Genomic DNA, 24,206 nt, shown 5'->3' with positions numbered 1-24,206 from the left:
CCCATGGCATTAGATACAGAAATCAAAGGGCAACTCGGCCAATATCTGGAACTGTTGGAATCGGATGTGGTTTTCAAAGCCAGTCTGGGCGAGGATGAAAATTCCGGCAAAGTCAGCGAGTTTCTGCAGGAAATCGCCGGTATGTCTGAGAAGATTACTTTCGAAAAAGCAACCTTGACCCGTACGCCCAGTTTTACGATCACACGTCCGGAAACGGAAAGCGGCATCACGTTCGCCGGTCTTCCGTTGGGCCATGAGTTCACTTCGTTTATCCTGGCTTTGCTGCAGGTAGGCGGAAGAGCACCTAAAGTGGATGACGGCATCATCAAGCGCATCAAAGCGATCGACAAAGAGCTCCATTTCGAAACCTATGTCAGCTTGACGTGCCATAACTGCCCCGATGTTGTCCAAGCATTGAACATCATGTCTGTGCTGAACCCGAAAATCTCCCACGTTATGATCGAGGGCGGCATGTTCAAGGATGAAATCGAAGCGAAGAAAATAATGGCTGTTCCGACTGTTTTCCTTAACGGGGAAGAGTTTGCCAGCGGCCGTATGACGATCGAGCAATTGATCGATAAAGCCGCCGGTCCGACAAGTGCGGATGAGTTCTCCGACAAGGACATCTTCGACGTCCTGGTTGTAGGCGGAGGCCCCGCAGGCAACAGCGCGGCCATCTATGCTGCCCGTAAAGGCATCAACACCGGCATGGTCGTCGAGACCTACGGTGGACAAGTCATGGACACTGTCGGCATCGAAAATATGATCGGGACGCCTTACACGGAAGGACCGAAGCTGATGGCGCAAGTGGAAGCACATGTGAATCAGTACAAGGTCGACATCATGAAAGGCCAACGCGCCAAAAGTATCCGCAAAAAAGGCCTGATTGAAGTCGAACTGGAAAACGGGGCAGTGCTCAAAGCCAAGACCGCTATCCTTACAGTCGGCGCGCATTGGCGCAATGTCAACGTCCCGGGTGAGGAAGAGTTCCGCACGAAAGGCGTCACCAACTGTCCGCATTGCGATGGCCCGTTGTTTGCAGGGAAAGACGTCGCTGTCATCGGCGGCGGCAATTCCGGCATAGAAGCGGCGATCGATTTGGCCGGTTTGGCAAAACACGTATACGTGCTCGAGTTCTTGCCGGAATTGAAAGCTGATCAAGTATTGCAGGACCGTGTCCATGCTTTGAAGAACGTCACAGTCATAACGAATGTGGCGACGAAAGCGATCACCGGGACCGATCAAGTGGAAGCCATCTCCTACGTGGACCGCGCTACGAATGAGGAGCACACCATCGCCCTTGAAGGTGTCTTCGTTCAGATCGGCTTGGTTCCGAACACGGCTTGGTTGAAGGATTCCGGCGTTGCCTTGAACGAACGTGGCGAAGTCATCATCGACAACCATGGTTCAACCAATCTGGAAGGCATATTCGCTGCCGGAGATTGCACAAACAGTGCGTACAAACAAATCATCATCTCGATGGGCGCTGGAGCGACTGCCGCTTTGGGCGCATTCGATCACCTGATCCGCCAATAAGCTCAAATCCAGAAAGGGATTTCATTTTGAATTCCTTTCTGGATTTTTTGATTTGCCGTAAATGTAAGCAGTTTTATCAATGGAATGGCCATAAAACACGTTCTTTCTCTTGGTCTATGTGCTAAAATGTATGTAAACATGAAGAATTTGGAGTGATGGTTTTGAAGACGGATATCGAGATAGCTCAAGCAAATGAGATGCTTCCGATCAAAGAAGTAGCGGCAACCCTTTCCCTGACAGAAGATGATCTGAAACTGTACGGCAAATACAAGGCAAAAGTGGACATCAAGAAAATCAATTCCTTGAGTGAAGAGGCAGACGGCAAGTTGATCCTTGTCACTGCCATCAATCCTACTCCGGCTGGCGAAGGCAAATCAACCGTAACGGTCGGCCTAGGCGATGCGCTGACACGCATCGGCAAGAAAGCCATGATCGCGATGCGCGAACCTTCATTAGGGCCGACGATGGGTGTCAAAGGCGGAGCGGCAGGCGGCGGTTACGCGCAAGTGCAGCCGATGCAGGACATCAACCTGCATTTCACAGGCGACATGCATGCCATCACAGCAACGAACAATACCTTATCAGCTTTGATCGATAACCATATCCAACAAGGCAATGCCTTGAACATCGATCAACGCCGGATCACCTGGAAGCGTGTATTGGACATCAACGACCGTGCTTTGCGCAACATCGTCATTGGGTTGGGCGGACCGATCCAAGGCGTTCCCCGCCAAGACGGTTTCGATATTACTGTAGCGAGCGAAATCATGGCAATCCTATGCTTATCAACTTCACTAATGGATCTGAAGAACCGGATCGGGAACATTGTCATCGGCTATACGTTTGACCGCGCACCGGTCACTGTCAGAGACTTGAAAGTGGAAGGCGCATTGACCTTGTTGATGAAGGATGCGTTGGAGCCGAATCTGGTCCAAACGTTGTATCATACGCCGGCATTTGTGCATGGTGGACCGTTCGCCAATATCGCGCACGGATGCAACAGCGTATTGGCAACCAAAACAGCCTTGAAATTAGCCGATTACGTCATTACGGAAGCCGGTTTCGGAGCCGACTTGGGTGCTGAGAAGTTCATGGACATTAAAGTACCGCAACTAGGCAAGAGCCCGGATGCAGTCGTTATCGTAGCGACCGTGCGCTCATTGAAGATGCATGGCGGCGTCTTGGTGAAAGACCTCAACAGCGGCGAAAATGTCGAAGCGGTCAAAGCCGGCTTCGCTAATCTGCAGAAGCACATCGAAAACATGCAACAGTATGGTGTGCCTGTCGTTGTGGCGCTGAATGAATTCACGAACGACACCGCGGCGGAAATCGAAGCAGTCGTCAGCTTGTGTGCGGCGCAGGAAGTCGAATGCATCCAGACAGCGGTTTGGGCAAAAGGCGCTGAAGGCGGAGAAGCGTTGGCGAACGCTGTCGTCAAAGCAATCGATGAAAACACAAAAGCTTTCGTTCCCCTATATGTTGCGGAAGACAGCGGCATCGAAGAAAAAATCGAAACGATCGTCACCAAAATTTATGGCGGCAAAAGTGTCATCTACTCCAAAGAAGCCAAAAACCAACTGCGTCAGTACAAGAAGAATGGCTGGGACCGTTTGCCTGTATGTATGGCAAAAACACAGTATTCCTTGTCCGATGATCAGAAAGCGATCGGCCGTCCGGAAAACTTCGACATCACCATCCGTTCCTTTGTTCCGAAAATCGGAGCCGGGTTCGTCGTTGCGTTGACGGGGGATATCCTGACCATGCCGGGTCTGCCGAAAGAACCGGCTGCTTTGCGCATGGACGTCACTGAAGACGGAGTCGTTACCGGATTGTTCTAATTTCATAAAACTCGTAAAAATAGAGAGGGAAACCTCTCTATTTTTTTTAACGAAAAGCGCTCCTGAAATACGGTTTGATTTTTGGGCCTTCAATGTCCCGCAGCCCAGCCGGATATGTTACAATGTCAAGAGACTATCAAGATCCCTGAACATAAAACGACATGGATTGAAAACAAAGGATGAATGCCACATATGAAAGACTTTAACGCCATTGAGTTAGAAAAATCCTACGGGATGAAGAAACTCTTCAATAAAATATCCTTCACGATCCGTGAAGGTGAACATATCGGCCTGATCGGTCAGAACGGAACCGGCAAGAGTTCCTTGCTGGAGATCATCGCGGGAATCGAAACTCCGGATGCCGGCAGCCTGGACGTGCCCAGTGATTATCGTGTCGGTTACTTGGCGCAAGAACCACAATTGAACAAGGAATCGACTGTTTTTGAAGCGGTCTATGAAGGCGAAGCGCCCATCATCAAGACGGTCCGCGCCTACGAGGAAGCTTTGGAATTGTTGGTGAACGACAGTCTGAATCCGGATTATCAGAACCGATACAGCAAGGCCGAAGCTGACATGAATGCGCAAAATGCTTGGCAAACAGAGGTTCAGATCAAATCCATCCTGAACAGGTTGGGTTTGGATGACATCACGAAAAAAGTAGGCGAGCTATCCGGTGGACAACGGAAACGCGTTGGCTTGGCGCAGGTGCTGATCCAAGCGCCGGACCTGTTGTTGTTGGATGAACCGACCAACCACCTTGACATGGATTCGATCACTTGGCTGGAAAACTATCTCGCCCAATACAAAGGCTCCGTCCTTTTGGTGACTCATGACCGCTACTTCCTCGAGAATGCCGTAACGAAAATCATCGAACTGAAGAACGGCGGAGTGGAAGTCTACACAGGAAACTACGAAGACTATTTGTTCCAGAAGAGCGAACGCGAAGCCATTCAGCAAAAAATGGATGAGAAACAGCTGAAACTCTACAAGAGCGAACTGCAATGGATGCGCAAGGGCGCCAAAGCGAGGACGACTAAGCAACAGGCACGGATCCACCGATTTGAGGATTTGGAAAAGGTCACGCAACAAAGCACGACCGATGCCAAGCTCGAAATCCAATTGGATGGTTCCCGCTTGGGCAAACGCGTCTTCAATCTGGAGCATATCTCGCTTTTTGCGGGAGACAAGCAAGTCCTCAACGATTTTTCCTATATATTCCAGTCGAACGATCGCATCGGCATCGTCGGCAAAAATGGGGCAGGCAAGACAACCTTGCTGAATATGTTGGCAGGCGAAATAGAGATTGCCAGCGGGAATCTGATCATCGGAGAGACCGTCAAAATAGCCTACTACAAACAACTTTCCGAAGTGCTCCCTGACGACAAGCGCGTCATCAATTACCTGCAGGAGATCGCCGAAGAGGTGAAATTAAGCGACGGCATCATCGTCAGCGTCAAGGAGATGCTGGAAACGTTCCTCTTCCCGCGCGAAACGCATGGCAGCCTGATCAGTTCGTTATCCGGAGGGGAAAAACGTCGCCTTTACTTACTGAAGTTGCTGATGACAAAACCGAATGTGCTGCTGATGGATGAGCCGACGAACGACTTGGATATCGATACGCTGACGGTATTGGAGGATTACTTGAACAGCTTCGGCGGAGCCGTCATCACTGTTTCGCATGACCGCTATTTCTTGGATAAAGTGGCCGACAAGCTGTTGATCCTGAACGATGAAGGCAAACCGGACGTATTCTTTGGGGACATGAGCGAATATTTGCTGGTATCCAGTCAAAAGGAAAGCGAAACCGCTAAACAGCAAAACAAAAAAACGGCAGCACCTGTCCCGTCTCAGGATGCGGTCACGGAAAAGACCAAATGGACCTACTTGGAGCAGAAAGAATGGGAAACAATCGAGGACGACATTGCCGCACTTGAGGAACAAGGGCAGACATTGCAGAGCGCAATGGCCGAAAATGCTTCGAACTTTGAAAATTTGACCCAATTGCAACAGGACCTGGACAACACGGAAGCTGCGCTTGCCGAAAAATGGGAACGCTGGGAATATCTCAGCCAATTCGCCAAAGATTAATGTATATAGGAGAACAAAGATGACAAAACAATATTTGGATTTAGCAAGAACCGTCCTGGAAACAGGCGCAACGAAACACGACCGCACCGGCACCGGCACGAAAAGCATCTTCGGCCATCAAATGCGTTTCGACCTGGCTGAAGGCTTCCCGATCCTGACGACCAAAAAAGTCGCTTTCGGCCTCATCAAAAGCGAGCTGCTGTGGTTCCTGAAGGGCGACACGAACATCAAATACTTGTTGGAAAACAACAACCACATCTGGGATGAGTGGGCATTCGAGCGCTATGTGAAATCAGCAGATTACACAGGGCCGGATATGGAAGACTTCGGCCATAGGGTCCTGAAGGAAGAAGGCTTCAAAGAAATCTATGCTGCCGAAATGGCCAAATTCCGGGAAGCGATTTTGACGGATGCAGCCTTTGCAGCCAAACACGGCGAATTGGGCAACATTTATGGGTCCCAATGGCGCCGCTGGAAAACGACGCAAGGGGAATTCATCGATCAGATCAGCGATGTCATCGAAATGATCAAGACGAACCCTGATTCGAGAAGGTTGATGGTTTCGGCCTGGAATCCGGAAGACGTCCCTTCGATGGCCTTGCCGCCATGCCATACACTGTTCCAATTTTATGTGACGGATGGGAAGCTCAGCTGCCAACTGTACCAAAGAAGCGCGGATATCTTTTTGGGGGTGCCGTTCAACATAGCCAGCTACGCCCTGTTGACGCATTTGATCGCAAATGAAACGGGTCTTGAAGTCGGGGAATTCATCCACACATTCGGGGATGCCCATCTTTACCTGAATCATATCGAACAGATCGAGCTGCAGCTTTCCAGAGAGCCTTTCGCATTGCCTAAGTTGGTGCTGAAGCATCCGGAGAAATCCATTTTTGAAATGGAAAAAGAAGATATCGTCCTGGAAGGCTACGTGAGTCACCCTGGCATCAAAGCACCGATCGCTGTATAAATTTTTCATCATATCGAGGAAAAGGAGGCTGCCGCCATCAGGTTCCATCATAGTTCCTGAGAGATCCGGGCGTTGGCTCGGCTGCGCGGCAAAACATAAGATGATCGCATTATTATGGGCTGAAGACGACAACGGAATCATCGGAAAAGGCGGCACGTTGCCATGGCACCTGCCGAGTGATCTGAAGTATTTCAAAGAGAAAACACTGAACCACAAAATCGTGATGGGCAGAAAAACGTTCGAGGGGATGGGGGCACGCCCGCTGCCGAAAAGGGAAAGCATCATCCTGACGAGGCAAACCGACTACACGCATCCGGGTGTTACTGTCCTTCATGACATCAAAGAAGTATTGGCGCTGGATAATGCAGAGGACACGCTTTTCATCATCGGCGGCAGCGAGATCTTTGAGCTGTTCCTGCCTTTCGCGGATATCCTGTACCAGACCGTCATCCATGCCGACTTTGACGGAGACACTTATTTTCCGACAACAGACTGGAACGAGTGGGAATTAATCTCGTCAACCTCAGGCGTTGTCGACGACAAAAACCGCTATGAACATGAATTCAAAGTGTTCAAACGGGTGGAATAAGCAAAAAGGGCTGACTCCGATGTTTTTGGAGTCAGCCCGCTTTTTGTATTTTTTGATTTTTCTAGACGTACAATAGGATACCGAAGTACATGAAAGCGGCGCCTGCCAGAACGAAGAGGTGCCAAATGACATGCATAAACCCATATTTTTTGTTCGAGTAAAAAATAGTCCCCAAACTGTAACTCAAACCGCCCAAGCCGATGAGCACAATGCCGTTCAGGCCGAGTGTCTGGTACATCGGTTGAATGATGAACAGCGCCATCCATCCCATGCCCAAGTATAAGAGGGTGGAAATCCGATTGAATTTTCCGACGAAAAAGATCTTCAGGATAATGCCGATGATTGCGATTGCCCAGACGGCAATGAACAAGGCTCTGCTTTGGCCGTTACGGACCGCGATCAAACAAAACGGCGTATACGTACCCGCAATCAACAAATAGATGGCTGCGTGATCGATGTAGCGGAAAATCTTTTGAAACCGGGTCAAACTGAAGCTGTGGTAGAGCGTCGACGACAGAAAAAGTAATATCATCGAAGCACCATAAATGGCATAGGCAACGACTTCTGTAACGTTTCCTGATTGGGACCCTTTCAAAATGAGTAAGACGCATCCTGCGATGCTAAGCAAGGTTCCGATTCCATGTGTTACGGCATTCAACACTTCGTTTACGATGATTTTGCGTCTGCCTTCTGTTTGCGGAAAAGTAGTCACATTCATTCCTCCTTGTTGCCTGTCAGCAATTGTTTTTTGGCCAAAGAAAAAAACAGTCTCCAACAACGTCCTTCTGAATGCATTATAGCACATTAAATGGTAAGATTTAAGAAAATAGCAGTATCTCTCCCACCTGAAAATGACAGAAAGCTTCACGGGAATATTTTGAAAGGGGCGAATAGAATGGGAACCAATCAACAAAGAAGTGTGAAAAACAGCCCGAATCCATGGAAAATTGCTTTCATCACCTTGTCGTTCGTGCTGGTCATCGCAGTGGTTTGGCTATTCTCGAAAATCACGATGGAACAACCCGCTCAAACTGCAACTGACGAACAAGTCACGGCGCAAGCAGAGGATCAGCTTTCGGTAGGAGTTTCCTTGAGCAATGCCGAATTGGCTGTCATCGCCAACGAATATATGAAATCCGAGGAGAGCCTGGCCGGATATTCGGTGGAAATCACGGATGTGGTGACTTTAAAAGGTGAAACCGTGCTGCTGGGGCTTTCGATTCCGTTTGCTTTATCAGGGGAGCCGCATGCGACAACGGACGGCAATCTGCAGATGAAGGTGACGGGCATTTCCCTGGGCGGGTTGTCTTTGCCCGAAAAAGAAGCCTTGAGTCTTTTGGCTCAATTTTTGACACTCCCTGCATTCGTCAGCTTGGATGCGGATTCGGAAACGGTGCTGATGAACTTGGCCAGCATGGACCTGCCGAAAGAAAGTGCCATCCGTTTGCTTTCCATCGATAAAGGGACGAAAGAATATTCATTTGAAGTAAGCATACCAACAGAAAATTTGATAGAATAGAAAGAGGCCTAATTTATGAGACAATCTTTTTACCTTTTCATTCTCACGTATAGAGACCCATATAAAAAAGACGACAAAACAGCATTCGCGAATCGGGTTTCCGAGGATATCGGGTTTCCGAAGCAAATGACCGAATACCACGAACTTGCCGATTACCTGGAGTTGAGTGGAGAATATACAGAGTTCATGTCCGTTTTTGATGAGTTGTTTGACGTATACGTCGAGAGGAACAGAAATTAGATAAAGAAAGAAGGAAATGAAATGAGTACACACATCGCAGCAAAACCTGGGCAAATCGCGGAAACAGTCCTGTTGCCGGGCGACCCATTAAGAGCGAAGTACATTGCGGAGACTTATCTGGAGAACGTCGAGCAGTACAATTCGGTCCGGAACATGTTTGGTTACACAGGGACATATAAAGGCAAGCGCGTCTCTGTCCAAGGCACTGGCATGGGCTTGCCTTCGATCATGATCTACGCCAATGAGCTGATCACCGAGTACAACGTGCAGAATCTGATCCGTGTCGGTTCGGCAGGGGCGATCCAAAAAGATATCCATGTCCGCGACATCGTCATTGCGCAAGGCGCGACAACAGATTCCAGCGTCGTCAGCAATACGTTCAACGGTCAAGTCAACTTTGCGCCGATCTGCAACTTTGAACTGATGCACAACGCCTATATGGTCGCGAAGGAACGGAAATTATCCGTCCACGTCGGCAATGTCCTGTCCTCGGACCGCTTCTACAACGAAGAGTTGGATAAACAGAAATTGGCTGACTATGGCGTTCTGGCTGTGGAAATGGAAGCTGCCGGACTGTACCTGCTGGCCGCCAAATACAACCGGAAAGCATTGGCTTTGTTGACGATCAGCGACCATATCCTGACCGGGGAAGAAACGACTGCCGAAGAGCGTGAAACAACGTTCGACGACATGATGCTTGTTGCTTTGGAATCTATCTTATAATCTAAAGAGGTGTAGTATGAATGGGCAACAACGGGCATAAACTTAAAAACGGCAAAAAACGTGGAGTCAAACTCTCCTTCTATTTCCTTTCCTTGCTCATCGTCGCTGCTGCGGCAATCGGCGGAACGTATGCGTGGATCGGAAGAAGCGTCACGCTTCCCTCCACGGAGGAGATCATCCAAGGGACAAACAGTTCGACGTTGGATGCGGCTGCAGCGGACCGCATCGGAGCCGTCTACCAGACGCTGCTCAACAACTATGTCGAAGGTGTCGATGAAGAAGAGCTGATCGAAGGCGCCTTGAGCGGCATGGTGGAAGCGGTCGGCGATCCCTACAGTCAATACTTGAACACAGAAGCGAGCGATAACTTGGACGAGACGATCTCCGCCTCATTCGAAGGCATCGGAGCTGAAATCATGTCCTTGAATCAACAGATCGTCATTGTATCACCGATCAAAGGCTCGCCTGCCGAAAAAGCGGGGCTTTTGCCGAATGACATCATCCTCAGTTCGGATGGCCAGGCATTGCAGGGCCTGACAGCTAGTGAAGCAGTCGCTTTGATCCGGGGCGAAAAGGGCAGTGAAGTGGTTCTGGAAATAGTCCGCGGTGATCAGACTTTCAAAGTGAATATCATCAGGGACACGATTCCGATCGAAACGGTGACATTTGAACTCGATGAAGAACATCCGGAAATCGGCATCGTCCATGTTTCCAGTTTCTCAACGCCGACCTATGACGATATCGTCAGTGCTGTAACGGATCTGCGCACACAGGGGGTCACATCCTTTGTGTTTGATTTCAGGCAGAATCCAGGCGGATTATTGGACCAGGCTTTGAAAATCAGCAATATATTCCTTAACGACGGAGACGTCATCATGCAGACGCAAGAAAAAGATGCCGAGCCAAATAAAATCGTAGCCAACGCAAGCGAGTTCGGAGATTTCAAGATAACCGAACCAACCGTCTTGCTTGTCGATGAAGGAAGCGCCAGCGCTTCGGAAATCGTTGCGGGGGCGCTGCAGGAGTCTTCCGAGATACCATTGGTCGGGACAACGACCTTCGGCAAAGGGACTGTACAAACAGTGTATCCGTTGACCGAAAGCAGCGAATTGAAATTGACCGTAGCGAAGTGGCTTACGCCGAACGGCAACTGGATCCACGAAAAAGGGATCGCAGTCGACTACGAAGTCGCACTTCCTGAATACGCCACATTGACGATCATCGATTCCACAGCGACCTATGAAGAAGGAACCGTCTCGGAAGAGGTCAAGAATGTCGAAGCGATGCTGAATGCCATCGGCTATGCAGTCGAGGCGGACGGTTACTATGATGAAGACACTGCCGAGCAGGTAGCGTCGTTCCAAGCTGCAAACGAGCTGGAAACAACCGGTATCGTAACGGGCGACACGGCATTGGCGATAGTCGAACAATTGCGGGAAGTCCTTACGGAGAACGACACACAGTACGATAAGGCTGTGGAAATATTGATAGGGAACGAATAATCCGAAAGGTTTGGCAGCTCTTACGAAGTGCCGAACCTTTTTGGTGTTGCTTGGAATATTCGCCTTTGGACCGGTTGCGATTCTTTTTATGCGTAAAATGTGCTAAACTATGAGTGTTGTTTTAGCACATACTATAACCAAAAAGGTTGATACCGATGAAAGTAGATAAAAAGATGCAGGATGGTCTCTGGGATTGGATGAAGGCGATCAACTTTGCCTTGCTGTTGGTTATCATCATCCGTTTTTTTGTATTCATCCCGCTGAAAGTGGAAGGCGACTCCATGAGCCCTACGCTGGCACAGGGCAACTATCTCTTATATGAGACGTTCTCAGAGATTGATCGCTTTGATATCATCATCTTCAGCAATGAAGAAGGGCAAACGCTCATTAAGCGGGTCATCGGATTGCCGGGCGATTCCATCGCTTACAGCGAGGATCAACTGTACCTGAATGGTGAGACTGTTGAAGAGTCTTTTCTGGGGACGGAGAAGCAGCAGGGGATGGATGTTTTCACTTCGGATTTTGATTTGCTGTCTTTGACAGGAATGGAGACGGTCCCGGAAGGCAGTTATTTTGTGTTGGGGGACAACAGAGTGCGCAGCAGGGACAGCCGGATCTTCGGTTTTGTCGCGCAGGCTGATATAGCTGGCAAAGCGGCGATGGTGTACTATCCGCTTGAGGATTTTGGCTTTATTCAAAATTAACTATCAGCTGGATTTATAAGAAAGGGTGATTCGATGTCATTTGGCAATAAAAATCATGAAGACCAAGACTCTGGTTTTGTTTCAAGGAACGAAAGATTCGGGGTCGATCAAAAGAAAGAAATCCAACCAGAAAACCGAGGCAGTTTTTTGCGGGAAGCACTGAACCTGATCCTTTCGGTGGCAATCGCCTTTGTGCTGTTCGTTGTCATCCGGACTTATTTGTTTTATCCGTTCCAGGTTGTCGGCGATTCGATGGTGCCGACTTTGGAGACCGGAGACCGGCTGATCCTGAATAAATTGGCTGAAATCGATCGTTTTGATATCGTGGTGTTCCCTGCTCCTGACGGGACCGATGAAGAATATGTGAAGCGCATCATCGGGCTGCCCGGGGACGAAATCACTTATTTCCAGGATGAGCTGTACATCAACGGCGAAAAAATCGAGGAGCACTATCTGGAGGCGCTGAGAGAAGCTTCAGATCAGGCTTTGACCGGGGATTTCACGCTCTTCAGCCTGACAGGGGAAGCAACCGTCCCAGAAGATATGTATTTCGTCTTGGGGGACAACCGCAACGTGTCCAAAGACAGTCGTGTTTTCGGGTTCATCCCGGCAGCACAGATCGAGGGAACAGCTGATTTAAGGTTGTGGCCGCTGAACAAAATAGGCATCATCGATGACAATGGTGCAGAAGAATAAAGGGACAATCGCACACAAGTGTATTTGCACTTGTGTTTTGTCTTGAATGGAAGCAAAAGGATTCACTCAGAAAAGGAAGTGTCAATATGTTAATACAATGGTTTCCAGGCCACATGGCAAAAGCGAAACGTGAAGCGTTGGAAAAATTAAAACTGGTCGATTTGGTGATTGAATTGCTGGATGCGCGCCTCCCGGTATCAAGCCGAAACCCATTGATCGATGACATCATCGGAAACAAACCAAGACTGATCGTCCTTAACAAGGCCGATCTTGCAGATAAGACAGCCACAAAAGAATGGGTCGAATACTTCAAGCAGGATAAGAAAGCGCAGCGGGCCGTTTCGATGTCGACGCTGAACAATAAAGATGTAGAGAACATCAAAAAAGAACTGAAAGAGATGATGGCCCACAAAACGCAGGCGATGATCAATAAAGGCGTCAAACCCCGCGCCATCCGCTTGATGATCCTTGGTATCCCGAACGTCGGGAAATCAACCTTGATCAACAAGTTGATGCAGAAAAACCGCGCGCAGACGGGCAATCGGCCCGGTGTAACCAAAGGGCAACAATGGTTGAAAATCGGCGGCGATTTCGAGTTGCTGGACACGCCGGGGATACTCTGGCCCAAATTTGAGGATCAGCTGATCGGGCAAAAACTTGCCCTGACCGGAGCGATCAAGGATACCGTCTTCCATAAGGATGACGTCGCATTATTCGCGTTGCGTCATTTTATGCAGCATTATCCGGGCAGATTGCAGGCGTTCTATAAGGTGGACGAAAAAGACTTTGAAGGTGCCGTTCCGGACCTGTTGATGGAATTGACCACAAAACTGCGCTTTGGTGAGGATTACAGCCGAGCCAGCGAAAAAATCATTTTTGACATCCGTGGCGGCAAATTGGGTCCATATACGCTGGACCAGGTTCCCGTAAAGGCAGCGGAGACAGGAGAGGGCTTAGCGGAATGAACAAACCACTGAGCATCGCTGCCATCAAGGAGCAATTGCAGGGAATCGAATCATTGGAAGATCAACGTTGGGAAACGATCCGAGCCGATGCCCGCAAAGGTGTCCAAGCTGCTGTCAAATCCTGGGAGCGGAATTACCAACTCGACCTTGCCTTAAAAGAGCGGCAAATCCAAATGATGGCCTTCGAAGAAGAGCTGAAGGCGAAAGGCCGTATTGCCATCGCAGGCATCGATGAAGTCGGCAGAGGCCCTTTAGCCGGTCCTGTGGTTGCTGCAGCCGTCATTCTGCCGGCAGAGCTCCCTTTCCTTCCGGTCAACGATTCGAAGCAACTCTCCGCCAAAAAAAGAGAGCAACTTTATGATCAAATCATGGCCATTGCCGATGTCGGGATCGGATTGATTTCGCCAGAAACGATCGACGCCGTGAATATTTATCAAGCCACGAAACTGGCGATGATGCAGGCAATCGCCAATCTGAAGCAAGAGCCGGACAGCCTGCTCATCGATGCCATGAAGCTGCCGTTGCCGGTCGAACAGCAATCCATCATCAAGGGCGATGCCAAATCCGTCTCGATCGCTGCCGCTAGCATTGTCGCGAAAGTATACCGTGACCGCCTGATGTCCGAATATGCCTTGCAATATCCGCACTACGGTTTTGAGAAGAATGCCGGCTATGGCACCCAACTGCATTTATCCGGCTTGGATACTCATGGCATCACGCCTATCCACCGAAAGACATTTGATCCGATCAAAAGCATGCTGAGAGATCAATGAAGATTCCCGGGTGGCATGCGCTCTGTCATTAAAGTAAACAACATAAAAAGCAGAATCCGACTCCTTGCGTATTATCTTAACAGATGGTACGCAAAGGAGTTTTTTTATGGAAATGAACCGCGAGGATCTGACGGTCCGGGATAAGTTGATTTATCATGCAATGACCGGCGTGTGCACGCCGAATTTTATGAAGCATCTGTACCTGTCCTGGGCAAGGGATCCTTTCTATTCAATAGAAGAAATCGTAAGCAGTTATGTGCCGATGACCAATGAAACCAAACAACAGAAGTTGAAGATGGCGCTCGAGACGGCATGCAGCAAGATGCCTTATGGAGAGCTGAAGGAGCTGTATCGGATCAAAAATATCCAGGTTTTGACGATTCTGGACAACGGCTATCCGGTAGGCTGGCTGAACAGCTATCTGCCGCCTGTCGTTGTGTTCTGTGCCGGGAATATCCGTTTATTGGAGAAGCCTTGTTTGAGCGTCGTCGGCAGCCGCAGTCCGACCGCCTACGGAAAGGCGGTCTTGGACGAAATGATTCCGCCGTTGGTTGCGGAAGGCGTCACGTTGGTAAGCGGGCTCGCCAAAGGCATCGATCAAATGGTTCATTCCGGTGCCATTGGAAACGGCGGAGCCACAATCGGCATCATCGGGTCAGGCCTGGATGTTACTTACCCAAGGGAAAATGCCGCCCTTCAGCGGCAAATGATGGCTGAGCAGCTGGTCATCAGTGAATATCCTTTAGGCTCGAAACCGGAACGTTTTCATTTTCCGATGCGCAATCGCTTGATCGCCAACCTTTCGTTGGCCACGTTGGTGATCGAGGCGACGGAAAAGAGCGGCAGCCTCATAACCGCGAATTTGGCTTTGCAGGAAAATAGGGATGTTTATGCGGTTCCCGGAAATATAACCAGCCGGCTCAGTGTCGGCACCAATCAATTGATAAAGGCCGGCGCAGCTTGCGTTTTGAACGCGACTGACGTACTGGAAGAAATGAAAACGCAGTGGAACTGATGCACCCGCGAAATAACTTCCATTTGACAAACACCTAGTTTATGGCATAAGATGGGAAACGATTTAAATGACAGAAATATACATACAAAATATTTCGTTGAGAGGAGTCGTTTCTTTGGCTTATAAATATTTAGTCATCGTGGAATCACCTACCAAAGCCAAGACGATAGAAAAGTATCTTGGCAGAAACTATAAAGTGGTAGCAAGCAAAGGCCACTTGCGCGATTTACCAAAGAGTCGCATGGCAATCAATATCGAAAATGACTATCAGCCGGATTATATCTCCATTCGTGGTAAAGGCGACCTGATTAAAGAATTGAAAAAATATGGTCATAAGGCAGAAAAAATTTACCTGGCTTCCGACCCGGATAGAGAAGGGGAAGCCATCTCGTGGCACCTCGCTCACTTGTTGGGCTTGGACCCAGCAGACAATATCCGCGTCGTTTATAATGAAGTAACCAAAGATGCAGTCAGAGAAGCACTAAAAAATCCAAGACCAATCAACATGGATCTTGTTTCGGCCCAGCAAGCCCGAAGGATACTGGATCGTCTGGTCGGATACTCCATTTCACCAATACTATGGAAGAAAGTCAAAAAAGGTTTGAGTGCCGGACGGGTCCAATCCGTTGCCCTGAAACTGATCGTCAACCGCGAAGAGGAGATTGCCGGGTTCGAACCTGTGGAGTCATGGACGATTGATGGCACTTTCCTGAAGGACAAACATGTTTTTCAGGCAGCCTTTTATGGCTTGGGCGGGAAAAAGCTGAAGCTGAATACCAAAGAGGAAGCGGATGCGGTCTTCGAGAAGATCACTTCCAATGTTTTTGAGATTTCCGATGTAACGAAGAAACAGCAAAAACGTAACCCGGCTCAGCCGTTCACGACTTCCAGTCTTCAACAGGAAGCCGCCAACAAATTGAATTTCCGTACGCGGAAAACGATGATGATCGCGCAGGAACTCTATGAAGGGATTCCGCTTGGCAAAGAAGGCTCAGTGGGATTGATTACCTATATGCGAACGGATTCGACACGTGTGTCGGCCGGCTCGATAGAGGAAGCGCACGAATACATCACGGGCACATATGGCCCGGAATATGCCATCGAAAAACAGCGCGAGAACAAAAAGGCCCAATCGGCACAAGATGCCCATGAAGCCATCCGTCCTTCCAGTGTTTTAAGGGTTCCAAGCGAAATCGAAGCCTTTTTGACGAAGGACCAGTTTAAGCTGTACCAATTGATCTGGGCGCGCTTTTTGGCGAGTCAGATGACGCCAGCGGTCTTCGATACGATGAAGGTCGATCTCAAGCACGAGGACGTCATGTTCCGGGCGACGGGTTCCAAAGAAAACTTTGCCGGTTACCGTAAAGTCTACGTAGAAGGCACCGCCAAAGAAAAAGACAACCTTCTGCCGGAAATGGCTGTCGGCGATACTGTGTTCTCGAAGGACATCGAACCGAATCAGCATTTCTCGCAACCGCCGGCCCGTTATTCGGAAGCGACGCTCATCAAGGCTCTGGAGGAGAACGGTGTCGGAAGACCTTCGACCTACGCTCCTACAATCGAAACGATCCAGAAACGCTATTACGTAAAAGTGACGGCAAAACGTTTCGAACCAACTGAACTGGGTACGATCGTCAATGGCTTGATTTCGACTTATTTCCCGGATATCGTGAACATTTCCTTCACTGCCGGGATGGAGCAGGACCTGGACAGCGTCGAAGAGGGCAATATGGAATGGGTCAAAGTAGTCGATCGTTTTTACAAACCATTCGCCGAAGAGTTGGCGAAAGCGGAAGTCGAGATCGAAAAAATCGAGATCAAAGATGAACCTGCCGGATTCGATTGCGAATTATGCGGACATCCGATGGTCATCAAAATCGGCAGATTCGGCAAGTTCTATGCTTGCAGCAATTTCCCGGAATGCCGGAACACAAAACCGATTGTTAAGAAAATCAACGTGACGTGCCCTGTATGCCATAAAGGCGAGGTCATCGAACGGAAATCCAAGAAGAACCGGATATTCTATGGCTGCGATCAGTATCCAGAGTGCGAATTCATCTCATGGGACAAACCGATCGGCCGCGATTGCCCGAAATGTCAACATTATCTTGTTGAGAAGAAGGTCAAAGGCGGCATCCAAGTGAAATGCAGTCATTGTGAATACGAGGAAGATGTACAGAAATAACGTTATGGAGGCATACTATGACAGATAAAACAGTTACCGTAATCGGAGCCGGCTTGGCCGGAAGCGAGGCGGCTTTTCAAATAGCGGAGCAGGGGATCCACGTCGATCTCTATGAGATGAGACCGAAAAAGATGACGCCTGCCCACCATACCTCAGGTTTCGCGGAATTGGTCTGCACCAATTCCCTGCGGGGGAACCAAGTCACAAACGCCGCGGGTTTGATAAAGGAAGAAATGCGTCATTTGAATTCCCTGATCATCAAAGCGGCAGATGCGACCGCTCTGCCGGCGGGTGGCGCACTGGCTGTCGATCGCGACAATTTTTCAGCCTATGTGACGAAAACATTGGAAGACCATCCCAATATCACAATCCATCTGGATGAACTGACGGCATTGCCGGAAGGGATCACGGTGGTGGCGACAGGCCCTTTGACTTCGGAACCATTGAGCCAATCGATCCAGAGCTTTATTGAGATGGAAGGGTTATACTTCTATGATGCCGCCGCACCGGTGCTGGAAAAAGACAGCATCAATATGGAAAAGGTATACTTGAAGTCGCGTTACGACAATGGCGAAGCCGCCTACCTGAACTGTCCGATGTCTAAAGCGGAATTCGAATCATTCTATCGCGAACTGATCGCTGCTGAAGTGGCCCCTCTGAAGGAATTCGAGGAGGAAAAATACTTCGATGGCTGCATGCCTTTCGAAGTGATGGCCTCAAAAGGCGAAAAAACGCTGCTGTTCGGTCCGATGAAACCGGTCGGGCTGGAAGATCCGAAGACCGGAAAGATTCCTTACGCAGTTGTGCAGCTCCGTCAGGACAATGCTGCCGGCTCCCTTTACAACATCGTCGGTTTCCAGACGCACCTGAAATGGGGAGAGCAAAAGCGGATTCTGCAGATGATCCCGGGACTGGAAAATGCTGAAATCGTGCGTTATGGTGTTATGCACCGGAATACGTTCCTGAACTCTCCGAAAATTCTGCGCTCCACTTATCAGAGCCAAAAACGCGACGATTTGTTCTTCGCTGGCCAGATGACCGGCGTGGAAGGATATGTCGAGAGTGCCGCCAGCGGCTTGCTGGCGGGCCTTAATGCCGCCAGAATGGCGAGCGGGCAGGAATGTGTCGTCTTCCCGAAAGAAACGATGATCGGTGCCATGTCGCACTACATAACGAACACAGACAGCAAGCACTTCCAACCGATGAACGCCAACTTCGGCATCATCGAACCGTTGGGCGGCAAGAAAATCCGTGATAAACAGCTTAAAAACCAAATGATAGCCGATAAAGCGTTGGCTGCCCTGGACGAATTCGTGCAAACGATTTAAGTTCGTCAGCTTACATTGAAATCTCTCCAACATTGTGATAAATTTAGTCATAAGATGTTGGAGGGATTTTTTTGTCTAATCAAGAATTAATCGATCGATTCATAAACTATTTGGCAATTGAACGGCGCTATTCCGACGAAACGGTCAAAGCCTATCTGTTTGACCTGAAAAAATTCGAATCCTTTCTCGAAGAAAGTGGAACCAGCGACTTGATGGCGGTACAATTGTACGATGTCCGCCTGTATCTGAGTTTTTTGGATGAACAAAAACTGAGCCGAAACACCATTTCGCGCACGTTGTCGAGCTTGAGGGGGTTCTATCATTTCCTGATCCGCAACGACCTTCTTGATGAAAACCCTTTATCCTATATCTCTTTCAAGAAAAAGCAGCTGCGCTTGCCGCAGTACTTGTACGAAGAAGAATTGGAAAAACTCTTGCGCGCAGCCGAGGGGACCGAAATACTGGACTATCGGAACCGGGCGTTGGTTGAATTGTTGTATGCGACCGGAATCCGCGTCAGCGAATGCAAGAACATCAAGCTGCAGGATATTTCCTTCGACCTGGGCGTCATTCTGATTTTCGGCAAAGGGAATAAAGAGCGCTATGTGCCGTTCGGGCATTATGCTGCCGCAGCCATCCAGGAATACCTGGAAATGACCCGGTCGGAATTGATGACAAAGCACCAACGCAGCCATGACCATCTCTTTGTGAATCGCTTGGGCGATCCGCTTACGGCAGGCGGCATTGAATATATACTGAAACAGATCATGAAAAAAACCGGTTTGACCGGGACATTGCATCCGCATATGCTGCGGCATACCTTTGCGACCGATATGTTGAATAACGGAGCGGATATGCGGACCGTTCAGGAGCTTTTGGGACATGCCAGCCTGTCATCCACTCAAATCTATACACACGTGACGAAAGACGCCCTGCAACGGAATTACAACCAATTCCATCCGCGGGCGAAACGGGACAGCAAGAAACAGGGGGAATAACATATGACAACTATCTGTGCAGTGCAGCACAACGGACGTTCAGCCATGGCGGGGGACGGCCAGGTGACGATGGGCGAATCCGTCATCATGAAAGGGACCGCCAAAAAAATCAGACGCATCTATCATGATGAAGTCATCGTCGGCTTCGCTGGCGGCGTAGCTGACGCCTTCACCCTTGAAGACAAATTCGAAGAGAAACTCAATCAATACAAAGGCAACCTGATGCGCGCCTCCATCGAGGTGGCCAAGGAATGGCGCGGCGACCGTGCCCTTCAGAAGCTGGAGGCGTTGCTGATCGTCATGAACAAGGAACAGATGCTGCTTGTTTCCGGAAGCGGGGAAGTCATCGAACCGGATGACGGGATCCTTACGATCGGCTCAGGCGGGAATTATGCCTTGGCTGCAGCAAGAGCCCTAAAAAGAAGAGGCTCCGATCTTTCCGCTAAGGAAATCGCCTACGAAAGCCTCAAAATCGCCTCAGAAATCTGCGTATTTACTAACGACAACATCATTGTTGAAGAATTTTAGATAGGTGGCTAATATAATGAAGGAACAGCACAACAGAACACCCAGAGAAATCGTCAAGGAGCTCGACCGCTATATCATCGGCCAGGACGCAGCCAAAAAAGCGATCGCTGTCGCTTTGCGGAATCGTTACCGGAGACAGCAACTGGACGCCGACATGCAAAAAGAAGTGACTCCGAAAAATATCCTGATGATCGGACCGACCGGAGTAGGGAAGACGGAGCTGGCGAGACGCTTGGCACTGTTGGTAGAAGCACCCTTCGTTAAGGTAGAGGCGACCAAATTCACGGAAGTCGGCTATGTCGGCCGCGACGTCGAATCGATGGTCCGCGACCTGGTGGAGAACGCTCTTCAGATCGTCGAAAAGCAAAAACGCGGCGACGTGTATGCCAAAGCCTATGAAGCGGCATTGCAACGCCTGGCCAAAGTCATGAAGCCGGGGATCAAAAAAGCCAAGCCCAAACAGGAAGGCATGAATGACTGGCAAAATATGTTCAAAAACCTGGGAATGCCTCTGCCGGAAAATCAGGAAGAGGAAACCGAAGAAGTGACTGCCGAAATCGCCCAGAGCAGAGCGGAAATCATCGAGCAATTGCGCAAAGGTTTGCTGAATAAACGTGAAGTCTCCATAAAAGTGGAGGAAAAACAAGCCAATCCATTAGGTGGCGGCGGAAACAACGAACAAATGATGATGCTGCAGTCGGCATTCGAATCCATGACGCCGAAAAAGAAGATCCAGCGGACACTTTTGGTCGAAGATGCCATCGGGGTGCTCGTGCAGGAAGAAACCGACAAATTGGTAAACAAGGATGATATTTCGCAGGAAGCTTTGAAGCTGGCCGAAATCAACGGCATCATCTTCATCGATGAAATCGACAAAATCACTTCCAAATCACAAAACACAGGCGAAGTTTCGCGCGAAGGTGTGCAACGGGATATCCTTCCGATCGTCGAAGGTAGCCAAGTTTCCACTAAGTATGGGGCTATCCAAACGGACCATATCCTCTTCATAGCATCCGGCGCGTTCCACGTTTCCAAGCCAAGCGATCTGATCCCGGAACTGCAAGGCCGTTTCCCGATCCGGGTGGAATTGAACGACCTCACGGAAGATGATTTCGTCCGCATCCTTACAGAGCCCAATAACGCGATGCTGAAGCAATACATCGCGCTGTTGGCAACGGAGGACGTCAACATCACCTTCACGCAGGAAGCCATCCGGAAAATGGCCGTCATCGCGACAGAAGTCAACCAGGAAACCGATAACATCGGTGCCAGAAGACTGCACACGATCATGGAGAAATTGCTGGAGGATCTGCTGTTTGAAGCTTCCGAAATTCCCGGGACAGATATCACGATAACGGAACATTACGTGGATGAAAAACTTGAGAAAATTGTAGAAAACAAAGATTTAAGAAGATATATCCTTTAAGCATAAAAAAATCCCCTTTAGGTTGGATGAACCTTGCGGATATTTTCTGATGGATGATCGTAGGGGGGAAACATGGACGAATTATTAGAAAAGTTGAGAAGGATCAACTACATGCTGCAAAAAGAAGGGGGCTTCGTTGCCGTCAGCGATGAAGCGACGGCCTTGCCCTTTACGGAAATGGCAAGCGTGCTCGGCGACATACTGCGCGCCAACACGTATCTGATCGATCTGTCCGGCAATTTACTGGGTTACAGCGAGGCGACCGATATCAACAATGCCCGCATCAAACAAATGCTGGAGGACAAGAAATTTCCGGAGCAGTATGCCCACAATCTGTCAGCGTTGTTTCAGACGACCGCAAACATCGGCATCGAATCCGATTTTACGGCTTTTCCGATCGAGAGCAGGGACCTGTTCATTACGGGTGTCACAACGATCGTTCCGATTTTTGCTTCCGGCAAGCGCTTGGGGAGCTTGGTTTTGGCGCGTTTGTTTCCCGTTTTTGACAGCAGCGATCTGATCCTTGCCGAACATGGTGCCACCGTTATCGGCATCGAATTGCTGCATGCCATCAATTTGCGCATGCAAGAGGCAACGCGCGTGACCACACTGGTCCAGATCGCCATAAAATCGCTGTCTTTCAGCGAAATGGAGGCGGTAAAAGCGATCTTTGAGACTTTTCCATCCTTGGAGGAACGCATCACCGCATCAAAAATTGCGGCAGAAAAAAATATTACGCGTTCCGTCATTGTGAACGCCTTAAGAAAACTGGAATCAGCCGGTATTCTCGAGACGAGATCGCTCGGTATGAAGGGAACCTTCATCAGAGTCGTTTCTGCAGAATTGCTTGATGCTTTAAAAAGGGCTTTGTATCCAAAAAATGATCAGTAAGCAAAATGGTGTAAAGCCAAACTAGGGGGAAATGTCATGGAGTTTGTAATCGAAAATCAGCACCTTAAAGTAACCGTAAAAGATAAAGGTGCAGAAATCACCAGTGTAATCGCAAAGAAAACCGGCATCGAATATATTTGGCAGGCTGATGAAAAAGTTTGGAACAGACATGCGCCGATCCTGTTCCCTTTTGTCGGACGCCTGAAGGATGATACCTTCCGACATAACGATAAAACTTACACAATGGGGCAACACGGATTTGCGCGCGATTCGAAATTTTCGGTGCATGAGCGTTTGACTGACAGCATTACCTTCATCCTTGCGCCGAATGGTGATTTCAAAGATGTTTATCCATTTTCATTTGAACTGCAGTTGACTTATCAATTGTTCGAGAGTCAATTGTCGATCAGCTACAAAGTGAAGAACCTTGATGCAAACAAGATGTATTTCTCGATCGGCGGACACCCGGGCTTTAATGTGCCATTGACGGAAGGGGAAACATTCGAGGATTACTACATCAAAATGACTCCGGAAACTTCCCGCCAACGCTTGTTCCTGGATGGTCCTTACCTTGCGACTGACAAAACGGTTGAAGTGGCACAGAACAAATTCCCACTGCAAAGGGATCTCTTTTTGAATGATGCCATCATTTTCAAAACGCCGGAACCGACAACCGTGACGCTGGCTTCCGATAAAAGTGAGCATGGGGTCACGATGTCCTATGAGGATTTCGAATACTTGGGCATCTGGACGAAGCCTCAGGAAGACGCCACTTATGTTTGTTTGGAACCTTGGTGCGGACTTGCTGACCGGTCGGATTCGGACGGGGAACTGGAACGGAAAACAGCCATCCAATCGCTTGAACCCGGGAATAAACGTTATTATGTCCATCGGGTCGATTTCTTTTAATTCAGTCGTCTGATAGGCCAGGCAGCGTTTGTCTTTGGACCTGACAAAAGGCGGGGCCGTAAATCAACGATGATTTACGGCCCCGCCTTATTCTGTTATTTTTCTTTAGCGCTCTTCGATTTGTAGCCGAAAGGCACTTTGCTTTCCGTTCCATTTCTGATCCGATAAATATTGGAACGATGGCGATAGATGATGAAGATCGTCAAAAGGATCGTAACGAGCGTCAATGGCCAATCGTTAAAGAAGAAGGAAAGAGCGACCGCTGTAAAACTGACCAGGATGCTGGATAGGCTGACCATTCTGGAGAAGTAGAGGTAGATGACGAAAGCGATGATTGCTTCCCCAAAAAAAAGCGGATTGTAGGCCAACATGATACCCGCGCTGGTGGCAACGGCTTTGCCGCCTTTGAATCCAGCGAAAAGGGGGTACGTATGCCCTAAGGCTGCAACAACCCCGGCCAATAAGGGATGGATTTCGACTCCCAGCCAAATCGGCAATAAGGTTGCCGCCGAGCCTTTGAGCATGTCCATGATCAGGACGATGCTGCCGGCTTTTTTTCCTAATACGCGGAAGGTGTTGGTCGTTCCGCTGTTTCCGCTGCCGTATTTGCGGATGTCTGTTTGATAAAAATATTTTCCGATCCAAATGCCTGACGGGATGGAACCCAAAAGATAGGCCAGGACGATGACGATTGCTGTCATTCTCACTTCACTCCTAAGTTGATACTCAGTTAATATACAATTGCAGTTCATTTTACCATTTTATCCGCAGTTTTCCTATAGGAGG

At 49.1% G+C, this 24,206-nt stretch carries 23 protein-coding genes; 21 read left to right on the top strand and 2 right to left on the bottom strand.

What is annotated here, in order from left to right:
* Positions 1 to 3 precede the first annotated feature (3 nt).
* The 5 genes from ahpF to PH235_RS01440 all read left to right on the top strand — a co-directional run bounded on the left by ahpF (position 4) and on the right by PH235_RS01440 (position 7,018).
* Positions 4 to 1,536 carry an alkyl hydroperoxide reductase subunit F gene (ahpF, locus tag PH235_RS01460; protein WP_272160708.1) on the top strand — a complete coding sequence of 511 codons (1,533 nt, stop codon included), beginning with the start codon at positions 4 to 6 and terminating at the stop codon, positions 1,534 to 1,536.
* A gap of 161 nt (positions 1,537 to 1,697) precedes the next feature.
* Positions 1,698 to 3,374: a formate--tetrahydrofolate ligase gene (locus PH235_RS01455; protein ID WP_272160707.1), complete on the top strand. Its 1,677-nt coding sequence runs from the start codon at positions 1,698 to 1,700 to the stop codon at positions 3,372 to 3,374.
* Between the two features lie 192 nt (positions 3,375 to 3,566).
* On the top strand, positions 3,567 to 5,462 hold the full coding sequence (locus PH235_RS01450) for an ABC-F family ATP-binding cassette domain-containing protein (protein WP_272160706.1): 1,896 nt from the start codon (positions 3,567 to 3,569) through the stop codon (positions 5,460 to 5,462).
* A gap of 19 nt (positions 5,463 to 5,481) precedes the next feature.
* A complete protein-coding gene (locus PH235_RS01445) occupies positions 5,482 to 6,429 on the top strand; it encodes a thymidylate synthase (protein ID WP_272160705.1) in 948 nt (315 codons plus the stop codon).
* Between the two features lie 100 nt (positions 6,430 to 6,529).
* Entirely contained in the window at positions 6,530 to 7,018 is a 489-nt protein-coding gene (locus PH235_RS01440) for a dihydrofolate reductase (protein WP_272160704.1), read from the top strand.
* A gap of 61 nt (positions 7,019 to 7,079) precedes the next feature.
* Here the strand turns inward: PH235_RS01440 and trhA are convergent, their stop codons facing one another.
* Positions 7,080 to 7,730, bottom strand: a complete 651-nt coding sequence (gene trhA, locus PH235_RS01435) for a PAQR family membrane homeostasis protein TrhA (protein ID WP_272160703.1) — start codon at positions 7,728 to 7,730, stop codon at positions 7,080 to 7,082.
* A 183-nt stretch (positions 7,731 to 7,913) separates the two neighbouring features.
* On the opposite strand from trhA, the gene PH235_RS01430 reads away from it, so the two are divergent.
* The 16 genes from PH235_RS01430 (at position 7,914) to PH235_RS01355 (ending at position 23,420) form a co-directional block, all read left to right on the top strand.
* The gene (locus tag PH235_RS01430) at positions 7,914 to 8,537 is read left to right on the top strand and encodes a YpmS family protein (RefSeq protein ID WP_272160702.1); all 624 of its coding nucleotides are present in this window, start codon (positions 7,914 to 7,916) and stop codon (positions 8,535 to 8,537) included.
* Positions 8,538 to 8,552: 15 nt separating this feature from the next.
* The gene (locus PH235_RS01425; protein WP_272160701.1) at positions 8,553 to 8,777 is read left to right on the top strand and encodes a YozE family protein; all 225 of its coding nucleotides are present in this window, start codon (positions 8,553 to 8,555) and stop codon (positions 8,775 to 8,777) included.
* Positions 8,778 to 8,798: 21 nt separating this feature from the next.
* Complete coding sequence (gene deoD, locus PH235_RS01420) at positions 8,799 to 9,500, top strand: purine-nucleoside phosphorylase (RefSeq protein ID WP_086628011.1); 702 nt, start codon at positions 8,799 to 8,801, stop codon at positions 9,498 to 9,500.
* A 20-nt stretch (positions 9,501 to 9,520) separates the two neighbouring features.
* Positions 9,521 to 11,002, top strand: a complete 1,482-nt coding sequence (locus PH235_RS01415; RefSeq protein WP_272160700.1) for a S41 family peptidase — start codon at positions 9,521 to 9,523, stop codon at positions 11,000 to 11,002.
* Between the two features lie 155 nt (positions 11,003 to 11,157).
* Positions 11,158 to 11,706, top strand: coding sequence for a signal peptidase I (gene lepB / locus PH235_RS01410; RefSeq protein ID WP_272160699.1), 549 nt, complete (start codon positions 11,158 to 11,160; stop codon positions 11,704 to 11,706).
* Between the two features lie 33 nt (positions 11,707 to 11,739).
* Positions 11,740 to 12,402 (top strand): signal peptidase I, encoded by a 663-nt coding sequence (gene lepB / locus PH235_RS01405; RefSeq protein WP_272160698.1) that lies wholly within the window; start codon positions 11,740 to 11,742, stop codon positions 12,400 to 12,402.
* Between the two features lie 86 nt (positions 12,403 to 12,488).
* Positions 12,489 to 13,367, top strand: a complete 879-nt coding sequence (ylqF, locus tag PH235_RS01400) for a ribosome biogenesis GTPase YlqF (protein WP_119092984.1) — start codon at positions 12,489 to 12,491, stop codon at positions 13,365 to 13,367.
* Entirely contained in the window at positions 13,364 to 14,140 is a 777-nt protein-coding gene (locus PH235_RS01395) for a ribonuclease HII (RefSeq protein WP_272160697.1), read from the top strand. Before ylqF ends, PH235_RS01395 begins: the two co-directional genes overlap by 4 nt.
* A 106-nt stretch (positions 14,141 to 14,246) precedes the next feature.
* Positions 14,247 to 15,155 carry a DNA-processing protein DprA gene (dprA, locus tag PH235_RS01390; RefSeq protein ID WP_272160696.1) on the top strand — a complete coding sequence of 303 codons (909 nt, stop codon included), beginning with the start codon at positions 14,247 to 14,249 and terminating at the stop codon, positions 15,153 to 15,155.
* A gap of 115 nt (positions 15,156 to 15,270) precedes the next feature.
* Positions 15,271 to 17,340: a type I DNA topoisomerase gene (gene topA, locus PH235_RS01385; protein WP_272160695.1), complete on the top strand. Its 2,070-nt coding sequence runs from the start codon at positions 15,271 to 15,273 to the stop codon at positions 17,338 to 17,340.
* 17 nt (positions 17,341 to 17,357) lie between these two features.
* On the top strand, positions 17,358 to 18,668 hold the full coding sequence (gene trmFO / locus PH235_RS01380; protein ID WP_272160694.1) for a methylenetetrahydrofolate--tRNA-(uracil(54)-C(5))-methyltransferase (FADH(2)-oxidizing) TrmFO: 1,311 nt from the start codon (positions 17,358 to 17,360) through the stop codon (positions 18,666 to 18,668).
* Between the two features lie 71 nt (positions 18,669 to 18,739).
* A complete protein-coding gene (gene xerC, locus PH235_RS01375; RefSeq protein WP_119092979.1) occupies positions 18,740 to 19,666 on the top strand; it encodes a tyrosine recombinase XerC in 927 nt (308 codons plus the stop codon).
* Between the two features lie 3 nt (positions 19,667 to 19,669).
* Positions 19,670 to 20,194: an HslVU peptidase proteolytic subunit gene (gene hslV / locus PH235_RS01370; RefSeq protein ID WP_086628001.1), complete on the top strand. Its 525-nt coding sequence runs from the start codon at positions 19,670 to 19,672 to the stop codon at positions 20,192 to 20,194.
* A 16-nt stretch (positions 20,195 to 20,210) separates the two neighbouring features.
* The gene (gene hslU / locus PH235_RS01365; RefSeq protein ID WP_272160693.1) at positions 20,211 to 21,620 is read left to right on the top strand and encodes an ATP-dependent protease ATPase subunit HslU; all 1,410 of its coding nucleotides are present in this window, start codon (positions 20,211 to 20,213) and stop codon (positions 21,618 to 21,620) included.
* A gap of 72 nt (positions 21,621 to 21,692) precedes the next feature.
* A complete protein-coding gene (gene codY / locus PH235_RS01360) occupies positions 21,693 to 22,511 on the top strand; it encodes a GTP-sensing pleiotropic transcriptional regulator CodY (protein WP_272160692.1) in 819 nt (272 codons plus the stop codon).
* 36 nt (positions 22,512 to 22,547) lie between these two features.
* On the top strand, positions 22,548 to 23,420 hold the full coding sequence (locus PH235_RS01355) for an aldose 1-epimerase family protein (protein WP_272160691.1): 873 nt from the start codon (positions 22,548 to 22,550) through the stop codon (positions 23,418 to 23,420).
* A gap of 95 nt (positions 23,421 to 23,515) precedes the next feature.
* Here PH235_RS01355 and plsY read toward each other — a convergent pair whose 3' ends face one another.
* Positions 23,516 to 24,121: a glycerol-3-phosphate 1-O-acyltransferase PlsY gene (plsY, locus tag PH235_RS01350; RefSeq protein ID WP_272160690.1), complete on the bottom strand. Its 606-nt coding sequence runs from the start codon at positions 24,119 to 24,121 to the stop codon at positions 23,516 to 23,518.
* Positions 24,122 to 24,206: the final 85 nt, after the last annotated feature.

The organism is Trichococcus sp. K1Tr (assembly GCF_028309625.1).
In the GTDB taxonomy this organism is placed as follows: domain Bacteria; phylum Bacillota; class Bacilli; order Lactobacillales; family Aerococcaceae; genus Trichococcus.
The sequence above is the reverse complement of the archived record's forward strand: the minus strand, read 5'-3'. Positions and strand labels throughout refer to the sequence as shown.